A 16,075-nucleotide genomic window follows, 5' to 3' on the forward strand; every position below is an offset into this window, starting at 1 on the left:
ATCCACCGTCCACATGAAGAAGATTCTCTCGTTTCCAAGTTCGCGTCATCTGTGGGCGGTCGTGATGGTGATCGCTGCCGTCGTCGTGATCTGGTTTGCAGGGCCGCTGCTGACTTTCGGCGGACTGAGCCCGCTCGGATCGATCGGCATTCGACTGACGTTGATCGCGTTGGTACTCGCCGCATGGGCCTTGTGGCTGATCGACTGGACGACGAGCATCGTGATCGTCGTGCTGCTCTGTCTCGCGATCTGGCATGCGTTTCCGCTCGTGACGCTGTCTGGCAAACCGCTGTTTGCTTCGGTAACGGCCCGCATTCTCGCAATGATCGGTGTTGTGTTGGTTTATGCCGGCGTCATGTTGGTCCGATGGTGGAGGCAAATGCGCCGGCACCCCGGTCGGCTCAGACGACGGCTTCGACTCGGCAAGCGTGGCCCACGGCCGCTGGCCGCATCGCGCTTGGCAGAAATCGAAGACATGGCCCGCGCAACGATCGCGCAGTTGAAAGCCGGGCGAGCGGTCCACGGGAGGCTGGCGCGACTGTTTCGAGGCGCAGCACATCTCTACGATGTGCCTTGGTACGTCGTGCTGGGTCCGAAGGGCTCGGGCAAGACCTCGATGCTGCTTAACTCCGGCTTGGCGTTTCCGCTCGAGGCTCGACTTCAGCATTCGCTTGCACCCGATGACGCGCGGGCCTTGCCGGGATGGCGGCTGACCAATGAGGCGGTGCTGATCGATACGGCGGGCCACTACGTGCAACACGGCACGTCGCGCTACTCGCTGCCGGTGGCGTCGTCGGATGGGCCGAACGGCGGCAAGCGGAAAAATCAGCCACCCGACATGGCCGCCGTTCGCAGGCAGTCCGATGCCGCGGAGTGGCACGGGTTTCTTCGGCTGCTTCGCCGTATCCGGCCTCGCCTGCCGCTGAATGGCGTGCTGTTCACGATTGACGTCGCTGCGCTGGCACATGCGGATCCCGCCGCAGATACGACCGAGAGCCGCGCGTTGCGGGCTCGCCTCGAGGAGATGCAAGCCGAATTCGGCACCGGGTTTCCCGTCTGGCTGGTCGTCACGAAAATGGATCGGCTCCCGGGGTTCACCGACTATTTCGCGTCGCTCGGGCAAGCGGAGCGTGCGCAGATTTTGGGTGTGACGCTCGGGTCCGACCAGCAGGCGCGGATGAACGATGCGATCAGGACAGAACTGAATCTGCTTGCCACGCGTCTGGCCGATGGCGTCACGGGTCTGCTTCGCAACGAAACCGATATGGACCGGCGGCGCCGTCTTGCGGTGTTGCCCGAATCGGTTGCGGCACTGGTGAACCCGTTGGCGGACCTGATTGAACACGTGTTCGCCAGGGACGACAACGGCGGGCCGACGCAACCGCATGCGATGTTCCGAGGCGTTTATCTGACGAGCGCAATCCAGGGTGATCACGCGATCGCTGCGGAACGTCGAACGCTATTGCGGCGCATGATCGACGCATCCCGCACAACACGGAGGGCCCCGCGGCCGGCGCGTGGCGAAACCGGTTACTTCCTGCGCGATTTGTGGCTCGCCGTCGTGTTTCGTGAAGGGCATCTCGCGAGCCCGAACTGGAATCGCGAGCATCGGGTGCGACTGCAGCGGTGGCTGGGACACTCGCTCGTGTGGCTGATTGCCGCCGCAATATGCGTCAATCTTTGGAATGGCTTCGTCACGGAACGGGCATCGCTTGCGACGCTCGGGCAAAAGGCACGGTCACTCGCCGCATTACTCGCACCAAGTGACCTTTCTGCCAATCCCGAGCGTGTGCCGATGGTGTTGAACCATGCGAAGGAATTGCTGCATGACGCGACGCAGCTCGCCACCGATGCGGACGGCACGTTTCGTTTTGCGACGGCCCGCCTCGAGACGATCGCGTCCGACAGCCGCCATGTGTACGAGGCCCTGTCGGAGCAGGCCGTGTTGCCGCACATCGTCCGCCGCATGGAGCACGCGATCGGCGGTGCCGTGGCGATCGGCGATGCCCAAGCCGCTTACGACGCGTTGCGCGTGTACCTGATGCTCCACGACCGAGAGCGGTTCAACGCGAACGACGTCAGGATGTGGGTGCTCGACGATTGGTCGAGGCACGACAGCGCGGCGGCGTTCGGTGGGCGTGCCGCAATGATCGGCCACGTCGAACGGCTGTTTTCGGAAGGACATGTCGTGCGCTCGCCACTGTCGCGTAACGATGCCGTGATCCGGCAGGCACGTGTCTTTCTCGACAGCAGCGACTTGATTGAACGTCTTTACCGGCGCGCCAAAGCGACGATGTGGAAGGACGCGCCTGACGATTTTTCGCTGCTGCGGATGGTTGGAACGCAGGCCGGCATGGTGTTTACGCGCGTCAGCGGAGCGCCCTTGTCCGGCGGCGTGCCGGGAATCTTTACGCGAGAAGGCTATCAGGCGGTGTTCAGCAAACGCTTGCCGGAATTCCTTCGCGCGGCCAGCGACGACGACGCCTGGGTAATGGGACGTCGAGCATCGGGCGATCCTCGCAGGGATTCCGCTGGCACGTTGAACGCCCCGAACCAGGACGACGACGCGCTGCTGGCAGCGGTTACGCGCCGGTACCTGCTCGAGTACGCGCAACAATGGGATGCGTTTCTCGGCGACATCCGTATCGTGAGCGGAACGAGTCTCGCCTTCAACCTCAAGATACTGCGAACACTCGCCGCGCCCGATTCACCGCTGACGCGTCTGACCCGGGCGGCGGTAATCGAAACGACGCTGACACAGCCCATGGCGAAGTCGGACAGCGCCTTGCTCGCAAAAGCGACCGACGCGATCCACCAGAAAGCCGAGACGATATTGGTGGTGCCTCGTGCATCGGAACCGCTTGAACGCGAATGGGTCGATCGCCATTTCGCGGCATTGCGCGAAGTCGTGACGGGCCATGCCGATACACGTTCGGATACGCAACCGGTCGAAACGTCGGCGGGAAGAACGGGCCTGGACGGAATCGCCGATCTGTTGAACGACTACTACGCAGCGCTCGCGATCGCCGACAACGCGCTGCTGAACAACAGCATGCCGCCGGCAAGCGAGCACGCCGCGAAGCTGAAGATGATGGCCGATACGATGCCCGCGCCGTTGCGGGCAGTGCTGCATCAACTCGCCGTCGAGGGCTCGCGCGGAATCAATCAGGGTATCGGCCGGTTGCTGTCGCGCCAGGTGCAGGCGGCAATCGGGGACGTTTGTCGAACGACGATCGAAGGCAACTACCCGTTCTCGCCCGATAGCAGCCGCGACGTCGGTATCGACGATTTCGCGCGGATGTTTGCGCACGGGGGCGTGATCGACGACTTCTTCACGAGAACGCTTGCTCCGTTCGTCGATACCGCGGCGAAACCGTGGCGCTACCGGACGCTGCCGGGCGCGACCGAACCCGTTCAAGGGCCCGACCTCGCGCCATTCGAGCATGCCAAGGCAATTCGCGACATTTTCTTCAACGAGGTTGATCGCACGCGACCGAGCTGGAAGGTCGACATCCGCATCCCTGAACTCGATCCGACGATCATGAGCCTGTCGCTCGATATCGACGGACAGACGACGCGTTATCGACATGGCCCGGTCGAGCCTTTTACGGTGACCTGGCCGGGACCGCGCGGTGGCGCACACGCGTGGCTCGTCGCGAGCCCGAGCATCGGGCCGAACACGTCGACGATCGCAGCGGACGGACCGTGGGCGCTCATGCGTTTGCTTCGGAAGGGGCACGTGATCGAGACGGCCACGTTGGGCCGCACGCGCGTGGTGTTCAGCTTCGACGGTCGCGAAGCGGCGCTCGATATCGCGAGCGCGGGAAGTGCCGCGAATCCGTTGACGAGCGATGTGCTCGCGACGTTCCGCTGTCCGGGCACGATGGCGATGTTCAACCTGCCGGATAGCGGCCCGCCGCCGGGATTGCCGCAAGGCAGATTGCCGGCAATGCCTGACAGCGGGCTTTGAGAGCGTAGCGAGCGTCCAGCCCGCGGACCTTACTGCGCGGCCGGACTGCTCGCGGGCACAGTCGGCATCGCCGGCGCGATCGGCGCGCCGCTCGCGGCCGGTGCCGTCGTCGAGCCGGCCGGTGCGGTGGCCGAGGCGGCAGCGGGTGCGCTGGCCGGCGTCGCGGTGTCCGCGCCCGGATCGTCGTACTGCGGCAATCCCGGCGCGGCCGGCGCGTTGTTCGGCGCGCCGCCGCCCGCGCCGCCCGACTCGCCCGGATCCTCGTAATTCGGCAGCCCCGGCGCGGCCGGCGTCGCTGCCGGCACCGCGCCCGGCACGGCGCCCGCTTCGCCCGGCTCGTTGTAGCTCGGCACCCCGGCCGACGACTGGCCGCGGTACGTCAGCGACTTGCGCTGCTGCAGATACGCGTCGCGCACGAACGAATACGGATCGAGCGCGGCCTGCTTCAGCAGATCGGTCGCGCCGAGCAGATCGGAACGCGCGCTGATGAACTGCATCACGTACATCGGATTGCGCGCAGCCGGCTCGATGTAGTTGAGCAGGTTGAAGCGCACGTCGACGGCGCGGCCGACGCCGTCGCGGAACGTGCTCGGCCCGAACACCGGCAGCACGAGGTACGGGCCCGACGGCACGCCCCAGCGCGCGAGCGTCAGCCCGAAGTCCTGATGATGCTTCGGCAGCCCCGCGGGCGTCGCGATGTCGATCAGCCCGGCCATGCCGAACACCGAGTTCATCGCGACGCGCATCAGATCCTGCGTCGCATCGGTGATCCGCAACTGCAGCAGGTTGTTTGCCATGTTGCCGAGATCGCCGAGGTTCGAGAAGAAGTTGCTGATCGCGGTACGCAGCGGCGTCGGCGTGATCTTCTGGTAGCCCTTCGCGATCGGCACCGCGATGTGCTCGTCGACCGTGTCGTTGAACTTGTACATCGCGCGGTTCATCGGCTCGAGCGGGTCGTTGGGGTTGCGGTTGGGTCCCGTCGCGCAGCCGGACAGCATCGCGCTTGCGGCGACGGTCACCGCGATGATTCGCATGTTATTCATTGATTCCTTGCGATTGGTTCTTCGCGCGCTTCACGCGCGGTTTGCCCATCAGGACGGGCTGAAACACGACGGCGCCGATCAGCGTACAGGTCAGCGCCAGCGCGAGCAGCTTGCCCATGCTCGACGTACCCGGATGATGCGACAGCCACAGGCTGCCGAACGCGGTCGCGGTCGTCGCGGCGCTGAACAGCACCGCGTGGGTCAGGCTCGAATGCAGCAGGCCGGTTTGCCCCGCGCGCCACGCCATCACGAAATACACCTTGAACGCGACGCCGACGCCGAGCATCAGCGGCAGCGCGATGATGTTCGCGAAGTTCAGCGACATGCCGAGCACCACGCACATCTCGAGCGTGACGATCCCCGACACGAGCAGCGGCACCAGCGTGCGCAGCACGTCGCCGAAGCGGCGCAGCGTGATCCACAGCAGGATCGTGATCGAGATGATCGACCACAGCGCCGCATGCAGGAACGCGCTGATGATCGTGTTCGCCGAATGCAGGATCGAGATCGGCCCGCCGATCGCGCCCGGTTCGGCCGCCTTCACGGCGGTCGCGAAGTGGCGCAGCATCGTGTCGTCGTTCGGGTCGACGCCCTTCGGCACCTTCGGCGAAATCTGCACGAGCGCCTTGCCGTCGGGCGCGACCCAGTCGCGCACGAGCGGCGGCGGCAGCGTGTCGCGCGTGATCTCCTGCGGCTGCAGCAGCGCCGCGAGCTGGTTCAGCGCGATGCGCAGCGTGTCCGCGAACGCGCGCTCCGCGCGGTCGCGCGTCGCGCTGTCGGCGGCCGCGAGTTTCGCGAGCGACTGCGACAGGTGCTGCGCGGCCGCGGCGCCCGGCCCCGGATGATCTTCGGCCGCGTAGCCGAGCAGATCCGACGCGCGCTTGAGCGCGGCGACGCGCTGCGCGTCGGTGGCCGGCGGCGCGGGCGGCTGCGTGAGCGCGGGCAGCAGCGTGCTCGCGGCCGTCGCGATCGCCGCGCGTTTTTCCGGTTGGTCGGCGGGGATGAACGTCGACAGCGTCGTCGTGCGGCCGACTTCGGGCAGCGCGTCGAGGCGTTTCGCGGCCGCGTCGGCATCGGCGAGCGACGGTGCGAGCAGCGTCACGTCGTTGACGGCCGCTTCGGGCGAATCCTTCAGCGCGAGCAGCGTCGACATCGATTCGCTGTGCGGGTCTTTCAGATGCAGCGGGTTGAAATCGAAATGCAGGAACGCGAGCAGCGGCAGCGCGCCGATCACGACCGCGAGCGTGCCGATCAGGATCGGCTTGCGGTGGCGATCGAGGTAGTCGTCGACGGGCGCGAGCCACGGAAAGCCCGGCGTCTTCGATTCGCCCGGCGGCGCGAACAGGCGCAGCAGCGCGGGCAGCAGCGTCAGCGTCGTCAGCAGCGCGACGAACATCCCGACGCCGGCGATCAGCCCGAGCTCCGACACGCCGCGATACGCGGTCGGAATGAACGAGAAGAAGCTCGCGGCGACGGCGGTGGTGGCGAGCGCGAGCGGCATCCCCATCGAGTGCGCGGCACCGATCAGCGCGTGATCGATGCGCGCGTCGCGAAAGCGTTCTTCGCGGTACTTCACGCCGTACTGGATCGAGAAGTCGACGCCGAGGCCGACGAACAGCACCATGAACGCGACCGAAATCATGTTCAGCGAGCCGACCATCGCGAGGCCGAGCGCCGCGGTGACGACGAGCCCGACGAACAGCGTGACGAGCACCGACGCGATCATGCGCTTCGAGCGCAGCGCAAGCCAGAGGATGACGAACACGACGAGCAGCGTGACGACGCCGTTCAGCGCCGCGCCGTCTTCGACCGACGAGAATTCGTCGTCGGCGAGCGGCTGTTCGCCGGTCAGCCGCACGACCGCGCCGTAGCGCTTCTCGAGATCGAGCGCGCGCGCGGTTTCGCGGATCACGTCGCTCGTCTGCGCGCCGGCCTTCAGCGCGCCGTAGTTGACCACCGGCTGCACGGTCACGAACGCACGCGCCGGCTGCCGCGCGGCATCGTTGTCGACGAGTGCGCGCCACGAGAACGCGGCGGGCTTGCCGGCGAGCACGTCGTCGACGGTCGCGGCGCTGCGCGAGAGCAGCTTCGCCATCGACGGCAGCTTCACCTGCCCGGTCAGCAGCGGCTGGCCGAGCGTCGTCGACAGCGTCGTCGCGAGCCCCGTGAGGCTCGGATTCTTCGCGAGTTCGTTGACGAGCGGGCGCGCGCTCGCGAGCTGCGACGTCGTGTCGGCGACCTGCTGCGGCGACAGGAACAGCAGCCCGTTGTGCTCGAAGAACGGACCGCCGCCCGGCTCGGCGACGGGGCCGATCCGGCCGGCCGCAGCCTGCTTCTGCAGCGATTCGGTCAGCGCATGCGCGGCCGCGGTGGCGAACTCGGGCGCGGGCGCCTCGACGACCGCGAGGATCGTGCCGTTGCGCTGCGGGAACGCGCGATCGACCGCTTGACTGAGCGCCGCCCATTGCGGCTCCGCATCGACCAGCTTGCTGATGTCGGTATTGATCTTGAAGTGACGCGCAACATAGACGCCGCTGAACGCGGCAATCAGCAGCGACAGTACGACGACCCAGACCGGGCGTCGTACCGACCACGCGACGAGTCGGACGATGAGAGATGTCACCATGTGGCGGTGGGGAGGGGCTGGCAAGGGCAAAGCAATGAGTATACCGGCGCGACGGCGCCTGGGTCGTGACGTTGCCGTGTTTTGGGGCGGGAAGGATATTTGCTCGCGCAGGCACGAATCGGCATGGGCGAACCCGCGTTTATAAAGGGACGCTTACATAATCGCGCGGCGCCGCACGCTGCCGGGCTTTGTGACAAAAGGGGCGCAAAGGTAACAGTTCGGTCGCCGCACGGCAGGTGCGCGTCAGGCCCGCTATACTTTGCGCCATCAGCCGGTGCAAACGAGCCGGCCGTTTTTCTCATCGAGTGCGATATCCGTATGAAACGTCATCTGTTTGCTTTCCTCGCCGCGGCCGCCGTGTCGGTTTCCGCTTTCGCGCAGAGCGCGCCGGTCGACATCGTCCGCCATGCGGTCGAAGGCACCGTCAACGCGATGAAGGCCGATCCGGCCGCGCGCGGCGGCGACATGGCAAAGATCACGCAGGTCGTCGAGCAGCGCTTCCTGCCGGCGACGAACTTCGAGCGCACGACGCGCATCGCGGTCGGCGACGCGTGGAAGCAGGCGACGCCGCAACAGCAGCAGGAGCTCTACAAGCAGTTCCGGCTGCTGATGACGCGCACGTACGCCGCGTCGCTCGCGCAGCTCGGCAACCAGGACGCGAAGTTCTCGTTCAAGGCGGGCGGCACGTCGGGCGCCGACGCGCTCGTGCAGTCGACGGTCACGACGCCGGGCGACAGCCAGTCGGTCGGCTACCGGCTCGGCAAGGTCGGCAACGACTGGAAGATCTACGACATCGACATGTCCGGTGCGTGGCTGATCCAGGTCTATCAAGGGCAGTTCAAGAGCCAGCTCGCGTCGGGCGGCATCGACGGCCTGATCGCGTATCTGCAGAAGCACAATTCCCGCACGAACTGAGCGGCGCAGCCGCGGTTCGCAGCAAGGACGCCCTCGGGCGTCCTTTTTTTATTGCGCGCCGCTTCGGCGACGCAGGCGCGGCGGCGCGCCACGCCGCGCGTCGGCCGGCCGCTAGCGCCGCCGATGCTCGACCGCGAACTTGATCAGTTCGGCCTGCCCTTCGATGTCGAGCTTGCGTTTCAGATTGAGCCGATGCGTTTCCACGGTGCGCACCGACAGCCCCGTCTGCTGCGCGATCTGCTTGCTCGACAGCCCTTCGGCGAGCGCATCGAGGATGTCGCGTTCGCGCGGCGTCAGCCGGTCGAGCGGCGACGCGGCCGCACTCGCCTGGATCATCCGCGCGGCGAGCCCCTCGCTGAAGAAAGTTTGCCCCGCGAGCACCGCGCCGATCGCGCGGACGATCTCGCTGGCCGGCGAATCCTTCAGCAGATAGCCGCTCGCGCCCGCCCGCACGGCTTGCGTCACGTATTCGACGTTGTCGTGCATCGACAGCATCAGCACGCGGATCGCCGGAAACCGCTCGTGGAACACGCCGGCCAGCGCGATGCCGTTCATCCCGTTCATGCCGACGTCCATCAGCGCGAGATCGGGCTCGAGTTCGGCCGCGAGCGCAAGCGCCTCGTCCGCGTTGCCGGCTTCGCCGACCACGGACAGATCGGCCGCTTCGAGCCGCATGCGCAGCCCGTCGCGCACGAGCGGATGATCGTCGACGAGCAGCAGCCGGGCGGCGGGTCGGGCGGTGTCGGGGGCGCTCATAGGCGAAGGGTCTCCTGATGTAAGGCGTCACGCGTCGCGTAGCGGCACGCGCGCGGCCACGACGGTGTGGCCGACCTGCGACGTGATCGTCAGCGTGCCGCCGAGCGCGTCGAGGCGCTCGCGCATGTTGCGCAGTCCGATGCCGCGGCGCTCGTCGGCCTGCGAGCGCACGGCGTCGAAGCCGCAGCCGTTGTCGGCGATCGTCAGCGTGACCGACTGCGCGCCGACGTCGAGCGTGACGGCCGCGCGCGACGCGTGCGCATGATGCACGATGTTGCTGAGCGCTTCCTGCGCGATCCGGAACAGCGCGGTATTCACGGCTGCGGGCAGCGGCCGCGCGCCGCTGTGCGCAACCTGCGTGTAGCCGATGTCGATGCCGCTTTGCGCGCCGAATTCGCGGATCAGCTGATCGAGCGCCGCCGCGAGGCCGAGATCGTCGAGCATCGCCGGACGCAGCGCGTGCGAGATGCGGCGCACCTCGCGCAGCGTGTCGCCGAGCCGCACGACGCCGGACGCGAGCGCGCGCTCGGCTTCCGGCACGCGCACCGTGCCGCGCTCGAAGCGCGCGAGCGCCGATTCGAGCATCAGCTTCGCGGACACCATCATCTGGCTGATCCCGTCGTGCAGCTCGCGCGACAGCCGCGCGCGCTCCTGCTCCTGCGATTCGACGACGCGCTGCGCGAGCTGCTTGAGCTTCGCATCGGCGCTGCGCGACTCGCTGACGTTCAGCACCAGCGCGCATACGGCGATCGCCGCGGCGCCGGTGAGCGCGATCGCGGTCAGCCAGCTCATCGTGCGCTCGATGTTCGCGGAAGCGCGGGCGTCGATCCGTTGCAGTGCGGTGTCGACGTCGTCGAGATAGATGCCGGTGCCGACCATCCAGCCCCAGCGTTCGAGCGCGACCACGTAGCCGAGCTTCGGCGCCGGCTTGCCGGTCGACGGCCGCTGCCAGACGTAGCGCACGAAGCCGCCGCCGCGCGAGGCGGCGCCGATCAGCTGCTGGATCGTCAGCGCGCCCTGCGGGTCGCGCATTGTCCAGAAGTTATGGCCGACGCGCTCGGGTTCGCGCGGATGCATCAGCGCGTTGCCGTGCAGGTCGTACACGAAGAAATAGCCGTCGGGGCCGAAATCCATCTTCTGCAGCATCGCGAGCGCCTGCGTGCGCAGCATCGCGTCGTCGCGCCCGTTGCGGCCGGCCGCGTCGTACAGCGGCATGATCGCGCTGGTCGCGAGCTCGACGTAGTGCTTCAGCTCGACTTCCTTGCTCGACAGATACGCGGCCTGGATCGTCGCGTGCTGCGTGCGCGCGAGCGACGTCGCCTGCTGGCGCACGCCGAAACCGATTCCGGCGATCGCGAGCAGGAACGGCACGATCGCCAGCAGGAAAATCTTGGCCTTGAGCTTCATGGTGACGCGGACGGACGCGCGCCGGCGACGGCCGGCACGCTTGCCGCCGGCGCGCGGCCGGCGGAGCGAGCCGGTATTGTCGACGATTTTGCGCGCGCGGGTGCGGCGCGCGTGCGCTCAGGCCGTGCGCGGCGCGTAATGGCGGCCCGCGTGCGCGGCCGTGAGCACGACGACGCGGTTGCGGCCGGTTTCCTTCGCGCGGTACAGCGCGTCGTCGGCGAGCTTGAGCGCGGCGTGCATGTTGTCGTCGCGGTCCGGCCGGCAGGTCGCGACGCCGATGCTCGCGGTCAGGCAGCCGAACGCGCTGCCGTCGTGCCGGATCGCGAGTTCGAGAATGCTCGTGCGGATCGTCTCCGCGATGGCCACCGCGCCGTCGCTGCCGATATCGGGCAGGATCACGACGAATTCCTCGCCGCCGTAGCGGGCGGCATAGTCGGCCGGGCGGCGCAGGCAGCCGGCGATGCAGCGGCCGACCGCCGCGAGCGCGTCGTCGCCGGCCTGATGGCCTTGCGAGTCGTTGTAGCGCTTGAAGTGATCGACGTCGACGAACAGCAGCGACAGCGCGTGCTGCGAGCGCGCGGCGCGCCGCCATTCGCGCGCGAGCGTCACGTCGAGCATCCGGCGGTTGTCGAGGCCGGTCAGGCCGTCGGTGCGGGCGAGCGCCTGCAGCTCGGTCTCCGCGCGATGGCGCTTGCGCAACTGCACGTCGAGCAGCAGCGACAGGCCGACGAAACCGAGCGCGAGCAGCGCCATCGCCGAACCGATCGGGATCGCGCGGTCGTACCAGGCCGCGTAGATCTCGGACTCGGATTCGGCCACCATCATGATCAGCGGCAGGTTGTCGAGGTGCCGGAACGCATACAGCCGGCGCACGCCGTCGATCGACGCCCGATCGAAAAAGCTGCCTTCGCGCGCGCGCATGAACTGGCGGAACGTGCTCGCCTGACTGATGTTGCGGCCGACGATCTTCGGGTCGTACGGCTCGCGCATCACCATCACGCCGTTCGTACCGATCAGCGACATCGCGCCGCGATCGCCGAGCGCCAGGCGCGAGAACAGGTCGCGGAAATATTCGAGCCGGATCGACATCACGGCGATGCCGCCGAACGAGCCGTCCGCGCGCGTGATGCGGCGGCTGAGCGCGATGCTCGGCGAGCCGCCGCGCAGCCGCGAACGGTACGGATCGCTGACGTAGAGCCCGACGTCGGGCCGGTCGCGATGCACGCTGAAGTACGGCGCGTCCGCGAAATTCGCGTTGCGCGGCACGTCGCTCTTGCCGTCGACCGCGATGTTGCCGCGGCTGTCGAGCACGTAGATGCCGCCAAGATAGCGCGCGGTCGTCGCGCGGTCGAACAGCACCTGCCGGCGCAACGGCATCGGCAGCGCGACGATTGCCGGATCGTTCTCGCCTTCGACGACGGCCTGCAGCGACAGCGAATAGATCTCGATGTTGCGCTCGATGTCCCACGATGCCATCAGCACGAGATTCTGCAGCGTCGTGCGTGCGCGCTCGCGCGCATCGATGCGGCCTTCGTAGAGCACGATGGCGCACAGCAGCATTAGCAGCAGCGCGATCAGCAGGCCGGAATAGAAAATCAGGTGCGGCAGCAGCAGCCGGCGCAGGTGCGTCGCGACGCGGCTCGTCAGGCCGGATTCGCGGGGCATTGCGTAGTCGGTTTCTGCCATGATTCGTGGATCGTCGGGCATCGGCGGCGCGCCGATGCGGTTGGTCGCAAGGGAGGCTGACGACGAGCCGGCACGCTATCGCACGCGGCTCGACAGCAGGCGGACGCGCGAAGCGGGTGCGGCGCGTTCCGGCATCACCCCTCCCGGTCGTGGAGACGATGGGCGCCGACGATCGGCAGGCGCCGGCACAGCCGGCCGGCGGATCGTGCATCCGGTGACAGCCTGGCCGCCGATTCGGCCGCGCGGCGGTCGCGGGACGCATTGAACTGAGTATAACGCGCGCGTCGGAGCGTGCGAAAAAGGTCGCGAACCGTTGATCCGCGTCAAGTCGCGGCGATTCGGCGGCTTGCGTTTGGCGAGCATGCGCGGCGGTGCGCGACGATGCAACCGCACACGAAGGCCGGCGCTCGCGCAAACGAAAAACGGGCGGCCGTGGCCGCCCGTCGAAGCATGCGCAACGCGGGCGTGCGCCCGCCGCCGCTTAGGCCTGTGCCTGCTGCGCCTTGAACGCGAGCCGGAACCGGTGCAGCAGCGGCTCCGTATAGCCGCTCGGCTGCGACGTGCCCTGCAGCGCGAGCGCGCAGGCAGCCTGGAACGCGACCGAGCGGTCGTAGTCGGGCGCCATCGGACGATAGTTCGGGTCGCCCGCGTTCTGCTGGTCGACGACGCGCGCCATCCGCTTGAACACGTCGAGCACGAACGCCTCGGTGATCACGCCGTGACGCAGCCAGTTCGCGATGTGCTGGCTCGAGATGCGCAGCGTCGCGCGGTCTTCCATCAGGCCGACGTCGTGGATGTCCGGCACCTTCGAGCAGCCGACGCCCTGTTCGACCCACCGCACGACGTAGCCGAGAATGCCCTGCGCGTTGTTTTCGACTTCGCGCAGGATCTCTTCGTCGCTCCACGCGGCACGCTCGACGACCGGCACGGTCAGCAGGCCTTCGAGCAGCGCGTCGCGCTCGCTCGCGTACGGCGTCTTTTCGAGTTCCTGCTGGACGGCCTGCACATCGACGAGATGGTAGTGCAGCGCATGCAGCGTCGCGGCGGTCGGCGAGGGCACCCACGCGGTGTTCGCGCCCGCGCGCGGATGCGCGATCTTCTGCTCGAGCATCGCATGCATCAGGTCGGGCATCGCCCACATCCCCTTGCCGATCTGCGCGCGCCCGCGCAGCCCGGCCGACAGCCCCGCGAGCACGTTGTTGCGCTCGTACGCGGCGATCCACGCGGACGACTTCATGTCGCCCTTGCGGATCATCGGCCCCGCTTCCATCGCGCTGTGCATCTCGTCGCCGGTGCGGTCGAGGAAGCCCGTGTTGATGAATGCGACGCGCGCGGCCGCGGCCGCGATGCAGGCGGCGAGGTTCACGCTGGTGCGGCGCTCCTCGTCCATGATGCCCATCTTCAGCGTATTGCGCGGCAGCCCGTACAGATCCTCGATGCGCGCGAACAGCGTATCGGCGAACGCGACTTCGGCCGGGCCGTGCATCTTCGGCTTCACGATGTAGATCGAGCCGGTGCGCGAATTGCGCTTCGACTTCAGGTCGTGCAGCGCGCAGAGCGTCGTGACGACGCCGTCGAGGATGCCTTCCGGAATCTCGTTGCCGTCGCGATCGAGCACCGCGCCGATCGTCATCAGATGCCCGACGTTGCGCACGAACAGCAGCGAGCGACCGTGCAGCGTCAGCGTGCCGCCGTCGGGCGTCGTGTATTCGCGGTCGGCGTTCAGGCGGCGCGTGAACGTCTTGCCGCCCTTCGACACTTCCTCCACCAGCGTGCCCTGCATCAGCCCGAGCCAGTTGCGGTACAGCTGCACCTTGTCCTCGGCGTCGACGGCCGCGACCGAATCCTCGCAGTCGATGATCGTGCTGACCGCCGCTTCGAGCACGACGTCCTTCACGTTCGCGACGTCCGCGCGGCCGATCGGCGTCGATCCGTCGATCTGGATCTCGAGATGGAGCCCGTTGTGCTTCAGCAGGATCGCGGAGGGCGCATCGGCCGCGCCCTGGTAGCCGACGAATTGCGCGGGCTGCGCGAGGTGCACGATGCCCTTGCCGGTCTCGACGGCGAGCTGGCCGTCCTGCACGCGGTAGCGCAGCGCGTCGCGGTGCGACGCACCGGCGAGCGGCGCCGCGTTGTCGAGCACGTTGCGCGCGTAGTCGATCACGCGCTGGCCGCGCGTCGGGTTGTACGTTGCGGTGCGCTCGGCGCCGTTGTCTTCCGGCAGCGCGTCGGTGCCGTACAGCGCGTCGTACAGGCTGCCCCAGCGCGCGTTCGCCGCGTTCAGCGCATAGCGCGCGTTCGACAGCGGCACGACGAGCTGCGGGCCCGCCTGCGTCGCGATTTCGCTGTCGACGTTCGCGGTCGTGGCCGCGACGTCGGCCGGCGTCGGCACCAGGTAGCCGATCTGCTCGAGGAACGCGCGATACGCGGCGAGGTCGCGCACCGGGCCAGGGTGCGCGCGATGCCAGGCGTCGAGTTCGCTTTGCAGACGGTCGCGCTCGGCGAGCAGTTCGCGGTTGCGCGGCGCAAGGTCGTGCACCAGTGCAGAGAAGCCGCGCCAGAACGCGGCCTTGTCGATGCCGGTGCCCGGCAGCGCTTCGTTTTCGATGAACTGGCTCAGCGCTGGCGCGACTTGCAGTCCGTCATGGTCGATCATCGTGAATCCTCCCGGGGAAAAATGCGCGCGCGGATCAGTCCGCGACGCTTTGTGCGCCGGCACGGGCGATCTGCGCGTCCTGCACGGACTTCACGCCCGACACGCCGATCGCGCCCGCGACGCGGCCGCCGGCCGTCACCGGCACGCCGCCTTCGAGCAAGCCCGACAGCGGCGCGCTGAGAAACGCGGTGCGGCCACCGTTGATCATATCCTCATACGCCTTCGTGTCGCGCCGGCCGAGTGCGGCCGCGCGCGCCTTGTCCTGCGCGATCGCCGCGCTCGCCGGCGACGCGCCGTCGAGCCGCGCGAACGCGAGCAGATGGCCGCCGTCGTCGACGACCGCAATCGACACGGCCCAGCCGTTGCGTTCGGCCTCCGCGCGTGCGGCGGCGAGGATGCGGTCGGCGTCGGCGAGTTCGAGTTCGGGCTTCGTTTGCATCAGGCTCCTCCGGCATCGTCGGTCGGGTGATCGGTCGGTCGGCGACGCGTGCGATCCAGCGAGTGGCGCACGCGCGTGCGGCCCATGTCGTTCGGAGGAGTCTGGCAGTCGATGCTCGCGCTGACAATCCGGTCGGGTCGCGCCGAGTCGTTTTACACGCGTCGAGCGGCGCGGCCGCGATGGCTTCCGCGAGGTCGCGCGCCCTGCCTTGTGCGCATACACGGGGTCCGACCGCAGCAGATCGCCGTATTCCTTCACGAACGCTCGGCAGCCGCTCGAGATCGGCACGATCGCTTCGGCGCGCGCATCGATGGCGGTCTACCATGGGTCGATGTGGCGGCGCGCAGCGCGTGCGTTCGATGCTTCGGTTCGAACGATGGACGTGATCGGGCCGGAACGAACGGCATCGATGATGCTGATCAAGCGGACTGCGCCGGCGCAGCGGGCGTATGCATCGATATGTCACAATCTGATCCATTCGGCGAACGCCCCGCGACTGCCGCCGTCGCCTGCCTTCGCCCGCGCAGTGCGGTCGCGGTCGCCCGCGCGCGATGCGCCGCCGATTCAGCAAGGAGGA

General features: G+C 67.9%; 9 protein-coding genes. 2 read left to right on the top strand and 7 right to left on the bottom strand.

Annotated features, from left to right (window positions below; translation table 11 throughout):
• Window positions 1-13 precede the first annotated feature (13 nt).
• Window positions 14-3,970 carry a type VI secretion system membrane subunit TssM gene (tssM, locus tag ACSHSS_RS19005; protein WP_175794731.1) on the top strand — a complete coding sequence of 1,319 codons (3,957 nt, stop codon included), beginning with the start codon at window positions 14-16 and terminating at the stop codon, window positions 3,968-3,970.
• Window positions 3,971-3,999: 29 nt separating this feature from the next.
• On the opposite strand, the gene ACSHSS_RS19010 is transcribed toward tssM, so the two are convergent.
• Entirely contained in the window at window positions 4,000-5,013 is a 1,014-nt protein-coding gene (locus ACSHSS_RS19010) for an MlaA family lipoprotein (RefSeq protein WP_043278995.1), read from the bottom strand.
• Window positions 5,006-7,639, bottom strand: coding sequence for a hopanoid transporter HpnN (locus ACSHSS_RS19015; protein ID WP_006413396.1), 2,634 nt, complete (start codon window positions 7,637-7,639; stop codon window positions 5,006-5,008). Before ACSHSS_RS19015 ends, ACSHSS_RS19010 begins: the two co-directional genes overlap by 8 nt.
• Window positions 7,640-7,957: 318 nt before the next feature.
• Here ACSHSS_RS19015 and ACSHSS_RS19020 point away from each other — a divergent pair, with 318 nt between their 5' ends.
• Window positions 7,958-8,554, top strand: a complete 597-nt coding sequence (locus tag ACSHSS_RS19020; RefSeq protein WP_006397524.1) for an MlaC/ttg2D family ABC transporter substrate-binding protein — start codon at window positions 7,958-7,960, stop codon at window positions 8,552-8,554.
• 111 nt (window positions 8,555-8,665) lie between these two features.
• Here the strand turns inward: ACSHSS_RS19020 and ACSHSS_RS19025 are convergent, their stop codons facing one another.
• The 5 genes from ACSHSS_RS19025 to ACSHSS_RS19045 all read right to left on the bottom strand — a co-directional run bounded on the left by ACSHSS_RS19025 (window position 8,666) and on the right by ACSHSS_RS19045 (window position 15,498).
• A complete protein-coding gene (locus tag ACSHSS_RS19025; protein ID WP_006404668.1) occupies window positions 8,666-9,310 on the bottom strand; it encodes a response regulator in 645 nt (214 codons plus the stop codon).
• Between the two features lie 27 nt (window positions 9,311-9,337).
• Window positions 9,338-10,717: a cache domain-containing protein gene (locus tag ACSHSS_RS19030; protein ID WP_006397522.1), complete on the bottom strand. Its 1,380-nt coding sequence runs from the start codon at window positions 10,715-10,717 to the stop codon at window positions 9,338-9,340.
• A 117-nt stretch (window positions 10,718-10,834) separates the two neighbouring features.
• Entirely contained in the window at window positions 10,835-12,403 is a 1,569-nt protein-coding gene (locus tag ACSHSS_RS19035; protein ID WP_105854996.1) for a sensor domain-containing diguanylate cyclase, read from the bottom strand.
• A gap of 481 nt (window positions 12,404-12,884) precedes the next feature.
• On the bottom strand, window positions 12,885-15,059 hold the full coding sequence (locus ACSHSS_RS19040; protein ID WP_445545378.1) for a malate synthase G: 2,175 nt from the start codon (window positions 15,057-15,059) through the stop codon (window positions 12,885-12,887).
• A 34-nt stretch (window positions 15,060-15,093) separates the two neighbouring features.
• Window positions 15,094-15,498 carry a GlcG/HbpS family heme-binding protein gene (locus ACSHSS_RS19045; protein WP_035955890.1) on the bottom strand — a complete coding sequence of 135 codons (405 nt, stop codon included), beginning with the start codon at window positions 15,496-15,498 and terminating at the stop codon, window positions 15,094-15,096.
• Window positions 15,499-16,075: the final 577 nt, after the last annotated feature.

The sequence above is a fragment of the Burkholderia sp. BC1 genome (assembly GCF_052683555.1).

Bases quoted from the DNA above. Each gene is read 5' to 3' on its own strand.
- tssM (WP_175794731.1), top strand. From the start codon at position 14: ATGAAGAAGATTCTCTCGTTTCCAAGTTCGCGTCATCTGTGGGCGGTC.
- ACSHSS_RS19010 (WP_043278995.1), bottom strand. From the start codon at position 5,013: ATGAATAACATGCGAATCATCGCGGTGACCGTCGCCGCAAGCGCGATG.
- ACSHSS_RS19015 (WP_006413396.1), bottom strand. From the start codon at position 7,639: ATGGTGACATCTCTCATCGTCCGACTCGTCGCGTGGTCGGTACGACGC.
- ACSHSS_RS19020 (WP_006397524.1), top strand. From the start codon at position 7,958: ATGAAACGTCATCTGTTTGCTTTCCTCGCCGCGGCCGCCGTGTCGGTT.
- ACSHSS_RS19025 (WP_006404668.1), bottom strand. From the start codon at position 9,310: ATGAGCGCCCCCGACACCGCCCGACCCGCCGCCCGGCTGCTGCTCGTC.
- ACSHSS_RS19030 (WP_006397522.1), bottom strand. From the start codon at position 10,717: ATGAAGCTCAAGGCCAAGATTTTCCTGCTGGCGATCGTGCCGTTCCTG.
- ACSHSS_RS19035 (WP_105854996.1), bottom strand. From the start codon at position 12,403: ATGGCAGAAACCGACTACGCAATGCCCCGCGAATCCGGCCTGACGAGC.
- ACSHSS_RS19040 (WP_445545378.1), bottom strand. From the start codon at position 15,059: ATGATCGACCATGACGGACTGCAAGTCGCGCCAGCGCTGAGCCAGTTC.
- ACSHSS_RS19045 (WP_035955890.1), bottom strand. From the start codon at position 15,498: ATGCAAACGAAGCCCGAACTCGAACTCGCCGACGCCGACCGCATCCTC.